The sequence below is a fragment of the Steroidobacter gossypii genome (assembly GCF_016801985.1).
Lineage (GTDB): Bacteria > Pseudomonadota > Gammaproteobacteria > Steroidobacterales > Steroidobacteraceae > Steroidobacter > Steroidobacter gossypii.
This window is the reverse complement of sequence record NZ_JAEVLS010000001.1, coordinates 1291402-1304996: the sequence shown is the minus strand read 5'-3', so window position 1 is coordinate 1304996 and position 13595 is coordinate 1291402. Positions and strand designations below refer to the sequence as shown.

12 protein-coding genes are annotated in these 13595 nt (G+C 62.8%); 4 read left to right on the top strand and 8 right to left on the bottom strand.

Going from position 1 to position 13595, the window contains the following annotated elements:
- Both JM946_RS05635 and JM946_RS05630 read right to left on the bottom strand, forming a co-directional pair.
- Positions 1–1467, bottom strand: coding sequence for an efflux RND transporter periplasmic adaptor subunit (locus JM946_RS05635; protein ID WP_203166149.1), 1467 nt, complete (start codon positions 1465–1467; stop codon positions 1–3).
- Positions 1468–1487: 20 nt separating this feature from the next.
- On the bottom strand, positions 1488–2927 hold the full coding sequence (locus tag JM946_RS05630; RefSeq protein ID WP_203166148.1) for an efflux transporter outer membrane subunit: 1440 nt from the start codon (positions 2925–2927) through the stop codon (positions 1488–1490).
- A gap of 409 nt (positions 2928–3336) precedes the next feature.
- Here JM946_RS05630 and cysD point away from each other — a divergent pair, with 409 nt between their 5' ends.
- From cysD to cysQ, 3 genes are all read left to right on the top strand, one after another.
- A complete protein-coding gene (gene cysD, locus JM946_RS05625) occupies positions 3337–4239 on the top strand; it encodes a sulfate adenylyltransferase subunit CysD (protein WP_203166147.1) in 903 nt (300 codons plus the stop codon).
- A 68-nt stretch (positions 4240–4307) separates the two neighbouring features.
- Positions 4308–6233, top strand: coding sequence for a sulfate adenylyltransferase subunit CysN (gene cysN, locus JM946_RS05620; RefSeq protein WP_203166146.1), 1926 nt, complete (start codon positions 4308–4310; stop codon positions 6231–6233).
- Between the two features lie 13 nt (positions 6234–6246).
- Positions 6247–7044: a 3'(2'),5'-bisphosphate nucleotidase CysQ gene (cysQ, locus tag JM946_RS05615; RefSeq protein ID WP_203166145.1), complete on the top strand. Its 798-nt coding sequence runs from the start codon at positions 6247–6249 to the stop codon at positions 7042–7044.
- 21 nt (positions 7045–7065) lie between these two features.
- Here cysQ and JM946_RS05610 read toward each other — a convergent pair whose 3' ends face one another.
- Entirely contained in the window at positions 7066–7257 is a 192-nt protein-coding gene (locus JM946_RS05610; protein ID WP_203166144.1) for a hypothetical protein, read from the bottom strand.
- A gap of 248 nt (positions 7258–7505) precedes the next feature.
- Complete coding sequence (locus tag JM946_RS05600) at positions 7506–8006, bottom strand: hypothetical protein (RefSeq protein WP_218042602.1); 501 nt, start codon at positions 8004–8006, stop codon at positions 7506–7508.
- Between the two features lie 427 nt (positions 8007–8433).
- Between JM946_RS05600 and leuA the strand changes: the two genes are divergently transcribed.
- The gene (leuA, locus tag JM946_RS05595) at positions 8434–10131 is read left to right on the top strand and encodes a 2-isopropylmalate synthase (RefSeq protein ID WP_203166141.1); all 1698 of its coding nucleotides are present in this window, start codon (positions 8434–8436) and stop codon (positions 10129–10131) included.
- Between the two features lie 65 nt (positions 10132–10196).
- On the opposite strand, the gene JM946_RS05590 is transcribed toward leuA, so the two are convergent.
- From JM946_RS05590 to JM946_RS05575, 4 genes are all read right to left on the bottom strand, one after another.
- Positions 10197–10625, bottom strand: coding sequence for a CBS domain-containing protein (locus JM946_RS05590; RefSeq protein WP_203166140.1), 429 nt, complete (start codon positions 10623–10625; stop codon positions 10197–10199).
- Positions 10626–10696: 71 nt separating this feature from the next.
- Positions 10697–11023 (bottom strand): DUF2934 domain-containing protein, encoded by a 327-nt coding sequence (locus tag JM946_RS05585; protein WP_203166139.1) that lies wholly within the window; start codon positions 11021–11023, stop codon positions 10697–10699.
- Between the two features lie 180 nt (positions 11024–11203).
- On the bottom strand, positions 11204–11686 hold the full coding sequence (locus tag JM946_RS05580) for an FKBP-type peptidyl-prolyl cis-trans isomerase (RefSeq protein WP_203166138.1): 483 nt from the start codon (positions 11684–11686) through the stop codon (positions 11204–11206).
- 98 nt (positions 11687–11784) lie between these two features.
- Positions 11785–13584, bottom strand: a complete 1800-nt coding sequence (locus tag JM946_RS05575) for an amidohydrolase (protein WP_203166137.1) — start codon at positions 13582–13584, stop codon at positions 11785–11787.
- Positions 13585–13595: the final 11 nt, after the last annotated feature.

Here is a 13595-nt window from a genome sequence, read left to right as displayed (position 1 = left end):
TCACGGCGTCGGGGCCCCGGAATCGACGATGACTTTGGTGCCCGGCTCGAGCTTGCGCTCGAACGCTTTGCGCATTTCTTCCGGGCTCAAGCCGGCCGCGCCGGGACCGTTCATTCGCATGCCGCCTGCGGGAGGACGCGCATCGCCACCACCTTCCGGACCGCGAACATTCGGCGGGCGCTCGAACGGCAACACTTGAGTCATGCGACCGTCGGTCGCGCCGGCGCGGAACATCACCAATGCCGGCTTGCCTTCTTCAAGAATGTAAGCGCGGCCCATGCGGCGGCCCTGCCCTTGTTGTTGCTGGCCGCGCGGACCGCCGAACCGCATCCTGGGCATGATCATCGAAAGCGGACCTCCGCCACGCTGCGGCGGGGCCTGCGGTGTTTCCGGCGCGAAGCGCAGTGCTGCGTTCGGCACCAACACCGCATCGGTGATGTGAGTGGTGACGATCTCGGCTGTGGCCGTCATGCCCGGGCGCAACAGCAACTCGGGATTGTCGACTTCCAACACCGTTTCATAGGTGACCACGCCGGTCGAGGTCGCGCTGGAACTGGCGCTGCTCGATGACGACGACGCGCTCGACTTGGTATTGCTCGAGGCAAAGTGAACTTGCGTGATGTGCGCGTTGAAACGTCGATTGGGATAAGCGTCCACGGTGAACGACGCTTCCTGACCTACTTCGACTGCGCCCACGTCGGCTTCGTCCACCGACACGTGCAGCTCCATCTTCTTCAGATCTTCCGCCATGATGAACAGCACCGGGGCCTGCAATGACGCAGCCACGGTCTGGCCGGGTTCGACCGAGCGCACCAGGATCACGCCGTTGATGGGCGAGCGGATCTCGGTCTTTCCCAGGTCGGTGCGAATGGTTTCGAGACTGGCGCGCGCCTGGCTGACTGCCGCCTTGGCCGCGGCCAACTCACCTTCGGCTCGCGCCACAGCGGCCTCGGCCACATCCATATCCTGTTGCGATGGCAGCTTGTTGCCGCTCAGCTCGCGGACTTTTTGCAGACGAGCCAGGTTCGCTTTGGCTTCCTTGGCGCTGGCATCCGCTTGCAACACGCGAGCTTGCGCCGACTCGAGCGAGCTCTCGGCTTGCAGCACCTGCGCCTTCAAGCGAGTGGTGTCGAGCTCCGCCAGTACCTGGCCCGCTTTGACTTCGTGGTTCACATCGACATGGACCTTGGCCACCGTGCCGGACAGTTCGCTGCCGATCTCGACTTGATTGCGCGGCTCGAGGTTGCCAGTGGCGGTGACGCTGACAGTCAGATCGCCGGTGACCACGTCCTGAGTCACATAGGAGACTTCCTTGGAGCGGTCGCGACCGAATGTGAAATAGGCCGCGGCGATCAGGATCAGCGCGAGCAGCCCCCATTTGAGGAAGCGCTGCCACGCAGGCGGCTCGTGGAGCCCCGCCCGCAACGTGCGCGACAGATCGGTGGATTGGCTGGTTTCGGTATCCATGCTGGCCTTGAAGCTGGCGATCAACTGCCGGTGGTGGTCGTTGGGAACACCGACCAGCCGCCGCCGAGCGCCTTGTATAAACGAATCAGATTGGAAGTCATCTCGCCATCGCTGATGGCCAGCGAGTCTTCCAGCGAGAGCAGCTGGCGATCCGCGGTCAGCACCGTCTCGAAATCGACCAGACCGGAGTTGTATTGGACCCGCGCCAGCTCGGCGGCGCGCCGGCCGCTGCCGACGGCTTCGACCAGCGCTTGATGACGGCGCTGCTCGCTGCTCCAGGCATAGAGCGCGTTCTCGACTTCTTCATACGCCGCCAGCACCACCGACTCGTACGAAGCCAGCGCCTGATCCACCAGCGCGTTCTGCACTCGGATGTTCTGCCGGAGTGCGCCGCCATTGAACAGCGGCAGGCTCAAGGAAACGCCGCTGCGTTCGTTACGAAAACCGTCGAGCAGATCGCTGGCGGTGAGCGACTGCCAGCTGATCGAGCCATTCAACGACAAGCTCGGATACAAGGCCGCGGTGGCCACACCTACTTGCGCTGTCTGCGCCGCGAGCTGCCGCTCGGCGCTGCGAATATCGGGTCGACGCCGCAGTACATCGGCGGGCACACCGGCAACGATATCGACGGGCGCGATCGGAATCGGCTTACGTTGCTGAAGCGAGGCTTCGAGCGCGCCGGGCGGCTGGCCGGTGAGCACCGCCAGCCGATTCATGTTCTGCACCAGGCTGGATTCCAACAAGGGAATCTGTGCGCGAGTCTGTTCGTAGCTGGTGTTGGCCTGCTCGACATCGAGCACCGTGGTGAGCCCGGCCTGCGCGCGCCAACGCGTGATATCCAATGCTTCACGCTGTGACTCGAGATTGCGCTCAGCGAATTCGAGTCGCGATTGCGCAGTCCGCACCCCGACATAGCTCAGCGCCACGTCGCCCAACAACACGACCAGGACGTCGCGAAGGTCCGCTTCGGTGGCGGCGAGTTGCGCGGTCGCGGCTTCGTACGAGCGTCGCTGTCCGCCGAACAGATCCAGTTCCCAACTGGCGCTGAAGCCGGTGCCGTAACTCTCGCCGACCGTCGTGACCGCTTCGCCGCGCTCGTTGAAGTTCGACTCGGACTCGGTGCGATTGCCGCTCGCGGACGCTCCGATGTTCGGCCAAAAACCCGCGCCGGCGATGGCCCGCTGTGCGCGAGCCTGAACCACGCGCGCATAGGCCTGCTTGACCGTCCTGTTCTCGGCCAGCGCTCGTTCGATCAATTCGTTCAGTTGCGGATCGTTCAGCGTGGTCCACCAGGCTGCCAGCGAGGGCGCATCCGGAGACTCCACGCGAACGCCGGTTTGCGGCAGCTGGTGCCATTCATCCGGCGCGACCGTCTGAGGCGGACGGTAGTCCGGCCCGACGGCGCAGCCCACCAGCGCCATCGCCACGGCGGCAACGATCAGAGGTCGGAACACGGACACGCGTTCTACCGTTCCTGCCGATTCAGACGGCGCTGTCGGGCGGAGTTGTGAGAGCGTCATTGACCTGTGGTGACTGGGGTAATGGCCGGAACGCGACATATGACCGGCCAGCCGGGCTGGCATGGGTTGGTGGCCACGCCAGGAGGCAAGTTCAGCACGGCCCAGGGCGCCATAGTGTTACAAGATTGTAAGCATATGTATCTGAAAAGGCCGTGCTTTTAGCCATGGCCGCGGTGTTCTGGGATTGCTGGGGTGACCTGCTTATAACCAACTGTGCGTGTGGCCGTACCAGTTGCGATATGCAGTCACAGGCCGTTAACGCACAATTTATCGCCCGCGCCCGACGGGTCCGCAGGCCTGCCTGCGACCTGGCGACCGCGACTCGAACCGGCGGGATGTTTCGCACAAGATGACCAGACTGACTCATTTACAACGCCTCGAAGCCGAATCCATTCACATCCTCCGCGAGGTCGTGGCCGAGTGCGAGCGGCCGGTGATGCTGTATTCCATCGGCAAGGACAGCTCGGTGATGCTGCACCTGGCGATGAAGGCCTTCTATCCGGCCAAGCCGCCGTTCCCGCTGCTGCATGTGGACACCACCTGGAAGTTCCGCGACATGATCGCGTTTCGCGATCGGACGGCGCGGGAGCTTGGCCTCGACCTGCTGGTCCACATCAATCAGGACGGTCTGGCGCGAGGCATCGGCCCGTTCACCCATGGCTCGGCCGTGCACACCGACGTGATGAAGACTCAGGGCCTGAAGCAGGCGCTGGATAAATACGGCTTCGATGCGGCTTTCGGCGGCGCGCGCCGTGACGAAGAGAAGTCCCGCGCCAAGGAGCGCGTGTTCTCGTTCCGCTCGGCCCAGCATCGCTGGGATCCAAAGCGTCAGCGTCCCGAGCTCTGGCGCCAATACAACGCCCGCAAGAACAAAGGCGAGAGCCTGCGCGTGTTCCCACTGTCCAACTGGACCGAGTTGGACATCTGGCAATACATCTACCTGGAGAAGATTCCGATCGTGCCGCTGTACTTCTCGGCCATGCGGCCGGTGGTCCGCCGCGACGGCACGCTGATCATGGTCGACGACGATCGCATGCCCCTGCGCGACGGCGAACGGCCGGAAATGAAGTCGGTGCGCTTCCGCACCCTGGGGTGCTATCCGTTGACCGGCGCCATCGAGAGCGAAGCCGCCACGCTGCCGGAGATCATTCAGGAGATGCTGCTGACCACCAGCTCCGAACGACAGGGCCGCGTGATCGATCACGACAGCGCCGCGTCCATGGAAAAGAAAAAGCAGGAGGGCTATTTCTGAGGAAGTGACTGGTGACTACTGACTACTGACTGGTCAGAGACGCCGGCCGCGACTTCGGTAGATAAATCATGGCCCATAAATCAGATCTCATCGCTACCGACATTCAGGCCTACCTGAAGTCCCACGAGCACAAGAGCCTGCTGCGGTTCATCACCTGCGGCAGCGTCGATGACGGCAAGTCGACCCTGATCGGCCGGCTGCTGTACGAATCCAAGATGATTTTCGAGGACCAGCTGATGGCGCTGGAAGCCGACTCCAAGAAGGTCGGCACGCAGGGCGGCGAGCTGGATTTCGCCTTGCTGGTCGATGGCCTGGCGGCCGAGCGCGAGCAGGGCATCACCATCGACGTCGCGTATCGTTTCTTCTCGACGGACCGACGCAAGTTCATCGTCGCCGACACGCCTGGCCACGAGCAGTACACGCGCAACATGGTGACCGGCGCGTCGACCGCCGACGTCGCGGTCATTCTGATCGACGCGCGCAAAGGCGTGCTGACGCAAACGCGCCGACACAGCTACATCGTGTCTCTGCTCGGCATCAAGCACGTCGTGCTGGCCATCAACAAGATGGACCTGGTCGGCTACTCGCAGCAGATCTTCGACACCATCGTCGCCGAGTATCGCGACTTCGCCGCGCAGATCGGCCTCGAGAACATCGTGCCCGTGCCGCTGTCGGCCTTGCGCGGCGACAACATGCTCGAGCCAAGCGCCAATACGCCTTGGCATGCAGGTCCGACCCTGATGTCCTATCTCGAGACCGTCGAGATCGAAGACGACTTGCAACAGCGGCCGTTCCGCCTGCCCGTGCAGTGGGTGAATCGTCCCAATCAGGATTTCCGCGGCTTCGCGGGCACCATCGCCAGCGGCGTGATTCGCAAGGGCGACACGATTCGCGTGCTGCCGTCAGGTCGCACCAGCAAGGTCGCGCGCATCGTCGCGCATGGTGGCGATCTGGAACAGGCCGTCGCCGGACAATCGATCACGCTGACGTTGACCGACGAAGTCGATATCAGCCGTGGCGACGTGATTGCCACCGCCGATTCGCCGCCGACGGTCGCCGATCAATTCCAGTCGACCATCATCTGGATGCACGACGAGCCGATGCTTCCCGGCCGGCCCTATCTGATCAAGCTCGGCTCGCGCACCGTCACTGGCAGCATCACCGCGCCGAAGTACAAGGTGAACGTCAACACCCTGGAGCACCTGGCCGCCAAGCAGCTGGAGCTCAACGAGATCGGCGTGTGCAATCTGAGCCTGGACCGCCCGGTGCCCTTCGATCCGTACACGGAGAATCGCGAGACCGGCGGCTTCATCTTGATCGACAAGGTGACCAACGACACCGTCGGCGCGGGCCTGCTGAGCTTCGCGCTGCGCCGAGCTGAAAACATCCATTGGCAAGCGCTCGATGTGAACAAAGCGGCGCGCGCCGCGCTGAAGGGTCAGCGCGCTTGCGTGCTGTGGTTCACCGGCTTGTCTGGCGCGGGTAAATCAACCGTCGCCAACCTGGTCGAGAAGCGTCTGCACTCGCTGGGCCGGCACACGTACACGCTCGACGGCGACAACGTGCGTCATGGTCTGAACAAGGATCTGGGCTTCACCGATGCGGACCGTGTCGAAAACATCCGTCGCGTCGCCGAAGTCTCCAAGCTCATGGTGGACGCGGGTCTGATCGTGCTGGTGTCGTTCATTTCTCCATTCCGCTCCGAGCGTCGTCTGGCGCGCGATCTGATGCAGCCGGGAGAATTCTTCGAAGTGTTCGTCGACACGCCGCTCGCAGAAGCCGAGAAGCGCGATCCGAAGGGTCTGTACAAAAAGGCGCGGCGCGGCGAGCTGCAGAACTTCACCGGCATCGATTCGCCCTACGAGGCGCCGGAGAATCCCGAGATTCACTTGCGCACGGCGCTGGTTTCTCCGGAAGCGGCCGCCGAGCACATCATGAATCAGCTGCGCGACGCGGGTATGCTGTATCCGGCGGACGAATTGTCCGGCTTGTAGGGAAACTCGCGTGATGCAAGCGGAACTGTTGACGGCGGCGGTGAAGCTGGCCCATCGGGCCGGCGACGCCATCTTGAGCGTCTACAGCGAGCAGTTCGACGTCACGCACAAGACCGACCGCTCGCCGCTGACCGTGGCCGATCTGCGTTCGCACGACATCATTTCACGCGGTCTGCGTGATCTGACACCCGACGTGCCGGTGCTGTCCGAAGAGGCCAGCGATATTTCGTACGAGCAGCGGCGGCAATGGAGCCGCTACTGGCTGGTCGATCCGCTCGACGGCACCAAGGAGTTCGTGTCACGCAACGGTGAGTTCACCGTCAACATCGCGCTGATCGAGAATCACGCGCCCGTGCTGGGCGTGGTGCATGTGCCGGTCACGAACACAACCTATACGGGCGCAGTTGGTCTCGGCGCATTTCGGCAGATCAATGGCGAGCGCCCCGAAGCGATACGCGTTCAGGCGCCCGCCGCAAGTCCGCTGCGCATCGTCGGCAGTCGCTCGCATCGCGGCGATTCCTTGGATAAATATCTGCCGACGCTCGCGCCCTACGAGCTCATCGCGGTCGGCAGCTCGCTGAAGTTTTGCCTGGTCGCCGAAGGCAGCGCGGATTTCTATCCGCGCTTCGGGCCGACCAGTGAATGGGATACGGCGGCGGCTCAAGCCGTGGTCGAAGCCGCAGGGGGCGCCGTCGTCAAAACCACCGGCGAACCACTGCGCTACAACACCAAGCCTGATCTATTGAACCCGCACTTCCTGGTGTACGGCGATCTCAGCCGGGACTGGCTGCAGATCCTTGCACTGCGCTGAAGACGTCGACCGGGCGTGTCGTTAAAGCTGGTGCACGCTGGTCGTGGCGTTCAACGCGAGCTGCTGAATCGCCACCGTGCCGCGCTTGCTCAGCAATTCAGACCGGCTGAAAGAAGGGTCGAGCAGCGCCATCATCATGGCGATGGTCACGGCTCCCCATAGCAACATGATGATTGCGTCGAATGCGCCGACGAGCCGGGTATGGATGTTCACGTGTGGTACTCCAGAGTTGCAAAGTTTTTCCCGAACGTTCCCAGCTGCGCGACAGCAACCCCGCGTCGATCTGGGGGTTGAGCGCGGCGATGCAGTCGTGCAGTGAGGGCTTGTTTTTCATGTGGGGGACTTTGCGCCTGGCTCGTGACGACAAGGTGAGCGAGCGCGTGAAGAACGCGTGAAATCCAGCGTCGGCCCGAAAGGCCAATGTTTGCTTTTTGCGACTTCCTGTCGGAGAACGACGTGCGTCAGGGAACGTCAGCAGCGCTGGCGTCTGTTGATTTGTCTCCGCCGACTCGTATGTACACTTGGGCGCCGCGCATCGTGCCATCGCGCGCCGGCAACATGCTGGTGAGCCGCACGGGATATTCCCCGCCTTCCGTAGGTTGCAAACAGATATTGCGCTTGGAGCGCTTCAGGCCCAATCGTTGCTTATGATCTTGACGCACCGAGATCGATAGCGGCGCGCCGCCGACCGGCTCCTTGCCTGGCCCGGTGGTGCGAATGCTCATCTCGGTCAGACACAGACGCTCGCCGATCGCCAGCTGCTTAATGACTGGCCCGACCTCGACCTGCTCCACCGTGACGTCGGCGAGACTGGCGGAGACCAGATCGGAGGCCGTGAACAATTGTCGGCCGGCTTTTGCCGGCTGCTGGTCGGTCGCGCTGGAGGCCTCGCCGATCACCACCCATACGATCTGGAACAGCGACCCCTGCGCCGCTGCGACTGGCGCGAACCAGGCCAGCATCGCGGTCAGGCAGGCCGCGCTCCAGCGGCAAGATCCGAGGTTGATCCGTTGCACCATACCGAACCAACCCTGGGCTCAGGGGAGCAGTTCCCCTACCTGGCCTGCGCGGTCATACCGGAATGCCGCAGGAACTCCTTGCGTTTCGCAAACAGGCCCTGCTAGATTCATGCACATGCGTACGAACCAGCAAATGTCTGCTCTGCCCCCCCATGGCAGTGGGCTGCTGCGTGCGCGCCTGCACCTGCGTCGCTAGACGCACAACTTCACCCTCCCGCCTCCCCCCTGAAATGGGATCTGGGAACGGCGCTAAAAATAAGTCCTTCGTCTCTTACGCTCTGAAGCGGCTGGCAAGGACCTCTGGCAGGCAGAAGACTCATCTGCTTTCGGCACCGGCAGGTCGCGCAGCTGCGATATAGGAAACGGCACCATGTTGCAGGAACCTTCACGCAAATATCGTTCGTTCGCTCCGATCCCGCTCAAGGATCGCACCTGGCCCGACAAGGTCATCAGCGCGCCGCCTACGTGGTGCAGCGTCGACCTGCGTGACGGCAACCAGGCGCTGATCGAGCCCATGGACGGCGCCCGCAAGCGTCGCATGTTCGATTTGCTGGTCAGGACCGGGTTCAAGGAAATCGAAGTCGGCTTTCCGGCCGCGTCGCAGACGGATTTCGACTTCGTGCGCGAGCTCATCGAGCAGAACCTGATTCCGGACGATGTCACCATTCAGGTTCTGGTGCAGTGTCGCCCCGAGCTCATCGCCCGCACCTTCGAATCGTTGCGCGGCGCGCGGCGCGCCATCGTCCACTTCTACAATTCCACATCCACTGTGCAGCGGCGCGTGGTGTTCGGCCTGGACCGCGCCGGCATCGTCGATATCGCCGTCAAGGCGGCACAGTGTGTTCGTGAGCACGCCGAGCGCCATCCCGAGACCGAATGGCGCTTCGAGTACAGCCCGGAAAGCTTTACCGGCACCGAATTGGATTTTGCGGTGGAGATCTGTGACGCCGTGAACGCGGTGTTGCAGCCGACCCCGGAGCGCAAGGTGATCATCAATCTGCCGGCCACGGTGGAAATGGCGACGCCGAACATCTATGCCGACCAGATCGAGTGGTTCCTCCGTCACGTCAAGAACCGTGACTGCATCATTCTGTCTCTGCATCCGCACAACGATCGCGGCACCGGTGTGGCCGCCGCGGAGCTCGGCATGATGGCCGGCGCGGATCGCGTCGAAGGCACGCTGTTCGGTAACGGCGAGCGTACCGGCAACGTCGACGTGGTCACGCTCGCTTTGAATCTCTACACGCAGGGTGTGAACCCGGGCTTGGATTTTTCCAACATCAACGAAGCGGCGCGCATTGCCGAACATTGCAATCAGCTGCCGATTCATCCGCGTCATCCGTATGTCGGCGATCTGGTGTTCACCGCGTTCTCGGGATCGCATCAGGATGCGATCAAGAAAGGGTTCGCCGCGCGTCGGGACGGGGACATTTGGGAGATTCCGTATCTTCCGATCGATCCGCGCGATGTCGGCCGTACCTACGAGTCAGTCATTCGCGTGAACAGTCAGTCGGGTAAGGGCGGCATCGCTTATCTGCTCGAGCGCGACTACGGCATCACCATGCCGCGGCGGCTGCAGATCGAATTCAGTCAGGTGGTTCAGGCGGTCACCGATGCGACCGGCAAGGAACTGTCGTCGGAACAGATCTGGGCGCTGTTCCAGCAGGAATTCCTGAGCGACAACGGCACCTATGTGTACGGCGGGCATCAACTCACGTCGCTGCGAGATCAGCACGAGGTCGAGCGGCTGTCGCTGAAGTTGAAGTGCAACGGCCAGGGCGCGCTGCTCCATGGCGAAGGCAACGGGCCCATCGATGCCATTGTCGATGCGCTTGGCCTGCGCTTCGACGTGCTGTCGTATGAAGAGCACTCGGTAGGCACGGGCAGCGGAGCGAAGGCAATGGCCTTCGTCGAGATCACCACTCCTGCTCGTGCGACGTTGTTTGGTGTCGGTTATCACGAGAACATCGTGACCGCGTCCCTGCTCGCTGTGCTCAGCGCCGTGAATCGCGCCCTGCAGCGTGGGCTTCTCGACGACGCAATGCCGGTCGCCACCGCGCAGGGCTGATTTCGCCGCGAACACCCACCCCGAACCCCGAGTTCAGGGGTGGGTCCGGGCGGGCCGAGAGCAAATCAGCCGGCGATGTAACGTTCCAGCTGAGTGATCGTTTGCTGCTGCTCCTCGATCACCGCCTTCACCAGATCCCCGATGGAGATCATCCCTACCAGGCGATTCTTCTCGAGCACGGGCAGGTGGCGGATGCGATGCTCGGTCATCAGCTCCATGCATCGATGCACGGCCTCATCGGGCGAGACGGTCTTCACGGGGGACGACATGATCTGCCACACCGGCGTGTCGGAGCTGGAACGCCCGAGCAGGATCACCTTACGTGCGTAGTCGCGCTCCGAAACGATGCCGACCAGCTCCTGATCTCGCATCACCGGCAGTGCGCCGATGTGCTTGTCGGCCATGATCTGAATGGCTGCGAGCACCGGCTCTTCCGGCCCGATGGTCCAGACCTCTTTGTTCTTGAAGGCAAGCACGTAACTGACGCGAAGCATTGTGGCCCTCCTTCTTTGAAGCGAGGACCAGCCTACTCCCAAACTCTGCTGCGATGAAATGCGTGCTGTCGTCAGCCGTACAGCTTGGCGTGAATAGCACGCTCGGCTTCCAACCAATCGTCCAACTCGTGGCCTGGGGAAAAATTGCGGGCTGCGGCCAGATAGTAGGCGGCGGTCGCGATCATCGTGCCCACATCTTCGCGCGTCGGATCCAGGGTGGCCGCCACCACCTGCACTTCGGTAGCGGGTGCAGCCGGCGCCGTTTTGCTTGTCGGCGTTTTACGAGGTGCGCGAGGTTTTTTCACTACCGCGGATGGAGTCTGGGCAGTCACGCCCGCGGCGATTTTGGGCTTGGCGCGAGTGCGCTTCGGAGGTGAGGTGTCAGGGGTGAATTCCATCGACAGCTCCTGCAACGTGTATCACATCGTGAGCAAGCACGGAGTGTGCCAGCGAAGCGAACTCATTCTACGGAGCGGATATGACCGCGAAATGTCGGAAAGTCGCGATCCAACGATGCACGATGCTCCGCCGGGCGCACGACAATGGTGCGCGCGACGAGAGATCGTTTCAGGAATGGATCAGTGGTGATGGCCGCCCGGGCCATGTACGTGGCCGTGCGCCAACTCTTCTTCGGTGGCGGCGCGGACGCCGACAATTTCGACTTTGAAGTTCAGGTTCTTGCCGGCGAGCGGATGATTGCCGTCCAGCGTCACCATGTCGCCCTGAAGGTGAGTGATGGTCACGGCTCGCACACCGTGCTCGGACTGTGCATGTAACTGCATGCCGACATGCAGATTGCCTACGCCCTTGAGCGCACGGCGGGGCACCTGCTGGATGAGCGCCTTGTCGAACTCGCCGTAGCCGTCGGCCGGTGTGATTTTCACGTCGAGCTTGTCGCCCTCGCCTTTGCCTTCCAGTTCGCGCTCCAGGCCCGGGATCAGGTTGCCATTGCCGTGGATGTAGGCAAGCGGCTCCCCCCCGGCGGAGCTGTCGATGGTCGCTCCGGCATCGTCGGTCAGCGTGTAGTGGATCAGTGCGACAGCGTCTTTGGTGATTTGCATGACAGGGGCCCGAAACAGGGGTGGCCGAAATGTCGCATTATGGCCCATCGCGGACCCAAACGCCCGCCCGGTCGCCCTGTCAGGATCCAGTTACCCAATCACTCGCTCGCGGCGCTTACAGCAGCGAAATCGCCATGGACCGCTTCGCCGGCGAACAACGTCAGCAGCACCTTGGTCTTGGAGATTTCGTGCACCGGGATCTTGAACAGGTCGCGGTCGAGCACCACCAGGTCGGCGCTCTTGCCCACCACCAGCGAGCCGCTGCGATCGTCGAGGTGCGAGGCGTAGGCCGAATGCAGCGTGTAGTTCTCGATGGCGCGAGCGAGTTCGATGGCTTCGCCGGGCGCCAGGCGGTCGCCCTCGGTCGCACCGGGGAAACGACGCGAGAGGGCCACTTCGATGCCTTCGAAGGGATTGGCGGAGGCGACCGGCCAATCGGAACCATACGCCACCCGGCCGCCGGCCTTCAGCAAAGAAGCCGTCGGATAGGTGCGATCGAGCCGCTCCTGCCCGACGCGTCTGCCAACCATGACCATGTATTCATCCAGGCAGGCCCACAGCGGCTGGAACACCACCACCACGCCCAGCTCACGAAACCTCGGCAGATCCGCCGTCGAAATCAAATTGACGTGCGACAGCAGATGCCGATGATCTTTGTTGCCGTTACGCTCGCGCGCTTTGGCGTACGCATCGAGCGCAGTACGCACGGCGCGATCGCCGATGGCATGAATGTGAACTTGGAAACCTTCGGCGTCCAGACGAGTCACCGCGTCTTCGAGCAGCGCCGGCTCCATGTGCAGGTCGCCCGTGAAGCCCGGCATGTCTGAATAAGGCTCGATGAGCGCCGCCGTGCGCTGCGCCGGAACGCCGTCCAACAAAAACTTCACCGACCTGGCTTCGACGCCCGCTTCGGCCAGCTTTTGCGCGGCTGCGACCAGGTCTGGAATCTGTTCGACGCCGCGTTTCTTGTCCCAACCCAGCGCCAGGCGCACGTGACCTTTGAGCTCGCCCTTGCTGGCCAGACTGGCGTACGTCTGCGGAACGCCGGGCGGAATGGCCTGCCCGGGCTCTTCGCTGGTGATCGGCACCAACGCATCGTGCCAACCGACGATGCCAATGCTGTTGAAATACTCACGCGCGTAAAGCAGACCATCCTCGCGCGCCTGATCGGAAGGCGGCGGCAGCTTTGCGAGGATCAACTCGACGGCGGCTTCCTGAAACGAGCCCATGGGTTCGCCATTTTTGTAACGATCGATGCGACCGTTGGGGGGATCCGGCGTTGCGCGCGTGATCCCCGCCGCTTCCAGTCCCTTCGAGTTCACCCAGATGCTGTGGCCACCCACCGACGTGAATGCCGCCGGGCGATCGGACACCACCGCATCCAGCAGCTTCTTGTCGGGCGTGCCTTCCGGAACAAACAAACCGTCCTTCCAGCCCACACCCACCAGCCATCCCGAACCGGGCTGCTCCGCCGCGCACTCGGCGATCTTCTTCTGATAGTCGGCGATGGAGTTGCCTTCGTGCAGCGGGCACTGACTTTGACCGAGGCCGCCCCACACCGGATGCGCGTGCGCATCGTGAAATGCCGGCAGCACGAACCGGCCTTGCAGATCGACCACTTTGGTTTGCGGACCGATCAATCCCGCAGTGTCGCCGTCCGCGCCGAGCGCAACGATCTTGCCGGCGCGAACTGCGATCGAAGATGCTGTGGGTTGCCCGGCATCGACGGTGTAGATGTTGCCATTCTTGAACACCAACTCCGCAGTTGGCTCGGCCGCCGGCTCCTGTTTCGCGCACGCGGTCACGAGCGCCGCGATCGTGAGAACCAACACCCGCGCCGAGGCCCGACCGGAGAAGCGAGCGCCGGATTGACGCTCGCCGATGTTCTTTGACTTCATCAAACTTCCCA

Excerpts from the sequence above, each read along its gene's own strand:
- JM946_RS05590 (WP_203166140.1), bottom strand. The coding sequence starts at position 10,625 with ATGCTTCGCGTCAGTTACGTGCTTGCCTTCAAGAACAAAGAGGTCTGG.
- cysN (WP_203166146.1), top strand. The coding sequence starts at position 4,308 with ATGGCCCATAAATCAGATCTCATCGCTACCGACATTCAGGCCTACCTG.
- JM946_RS05575 (WP_203166137.1), bottom strand. The coding sequence starts at position 13,584 with ATGAAGTCAAAGAACATCGGCGAGCGTCAATCCGGCGCTCGCTTCTCC.
- JM946_RS05580 (WP_203166138.1), bottom strand. The coding sequence starts at position 11,686 with ATGCAAATCACCAAAGACGCTGTCGCACTGATCCACTACACGCTGACC.
- JM946_RS05600 (WP_218042602.1), bottom strand. The coding sequence starts at position 8,006 with ATGCTGGCCTGGTTCGCGCCAGTCGCAGCGGCGCAGGGGTCGCTGTTC.
- JM946_RS05585 (WP_203166139.1), bottom strand. The coding sequence starts at position 11,023 with ATGGAATTCACCCCTGACACCTCACCTCCGAAGCGCACTCGCGCCAAG.
- JM946_RS05635 (WP_203166149.1), bottom strand. The coding sequence starts at position 1,467 with ATGGATACCGAAACCAGCCAATCCACCGATCTGTCGCGCACGTTGCGG.
- cysQ (WP_203166145.1), top strand. The coding sequence starts at position 6,247 with ATGCAAGCGGAACTGTTGACGGCGGCGGTGAAGCTGGCCCATCGGGCC.
- cysD (WP_203166147.1), top strand. The coding sequence starts at position 3,337 with ATGACCAGACTGACTCATTTACAACGCCTCGAAGCCGAATCCATTCAC.
- leuA (WP_203166141.1), top strand. The coding sequence starts at position 8,434 with ATGTTGCAGGAACCTTCACGCAAATATCGTTCGTTCGCTCCGATCCCG.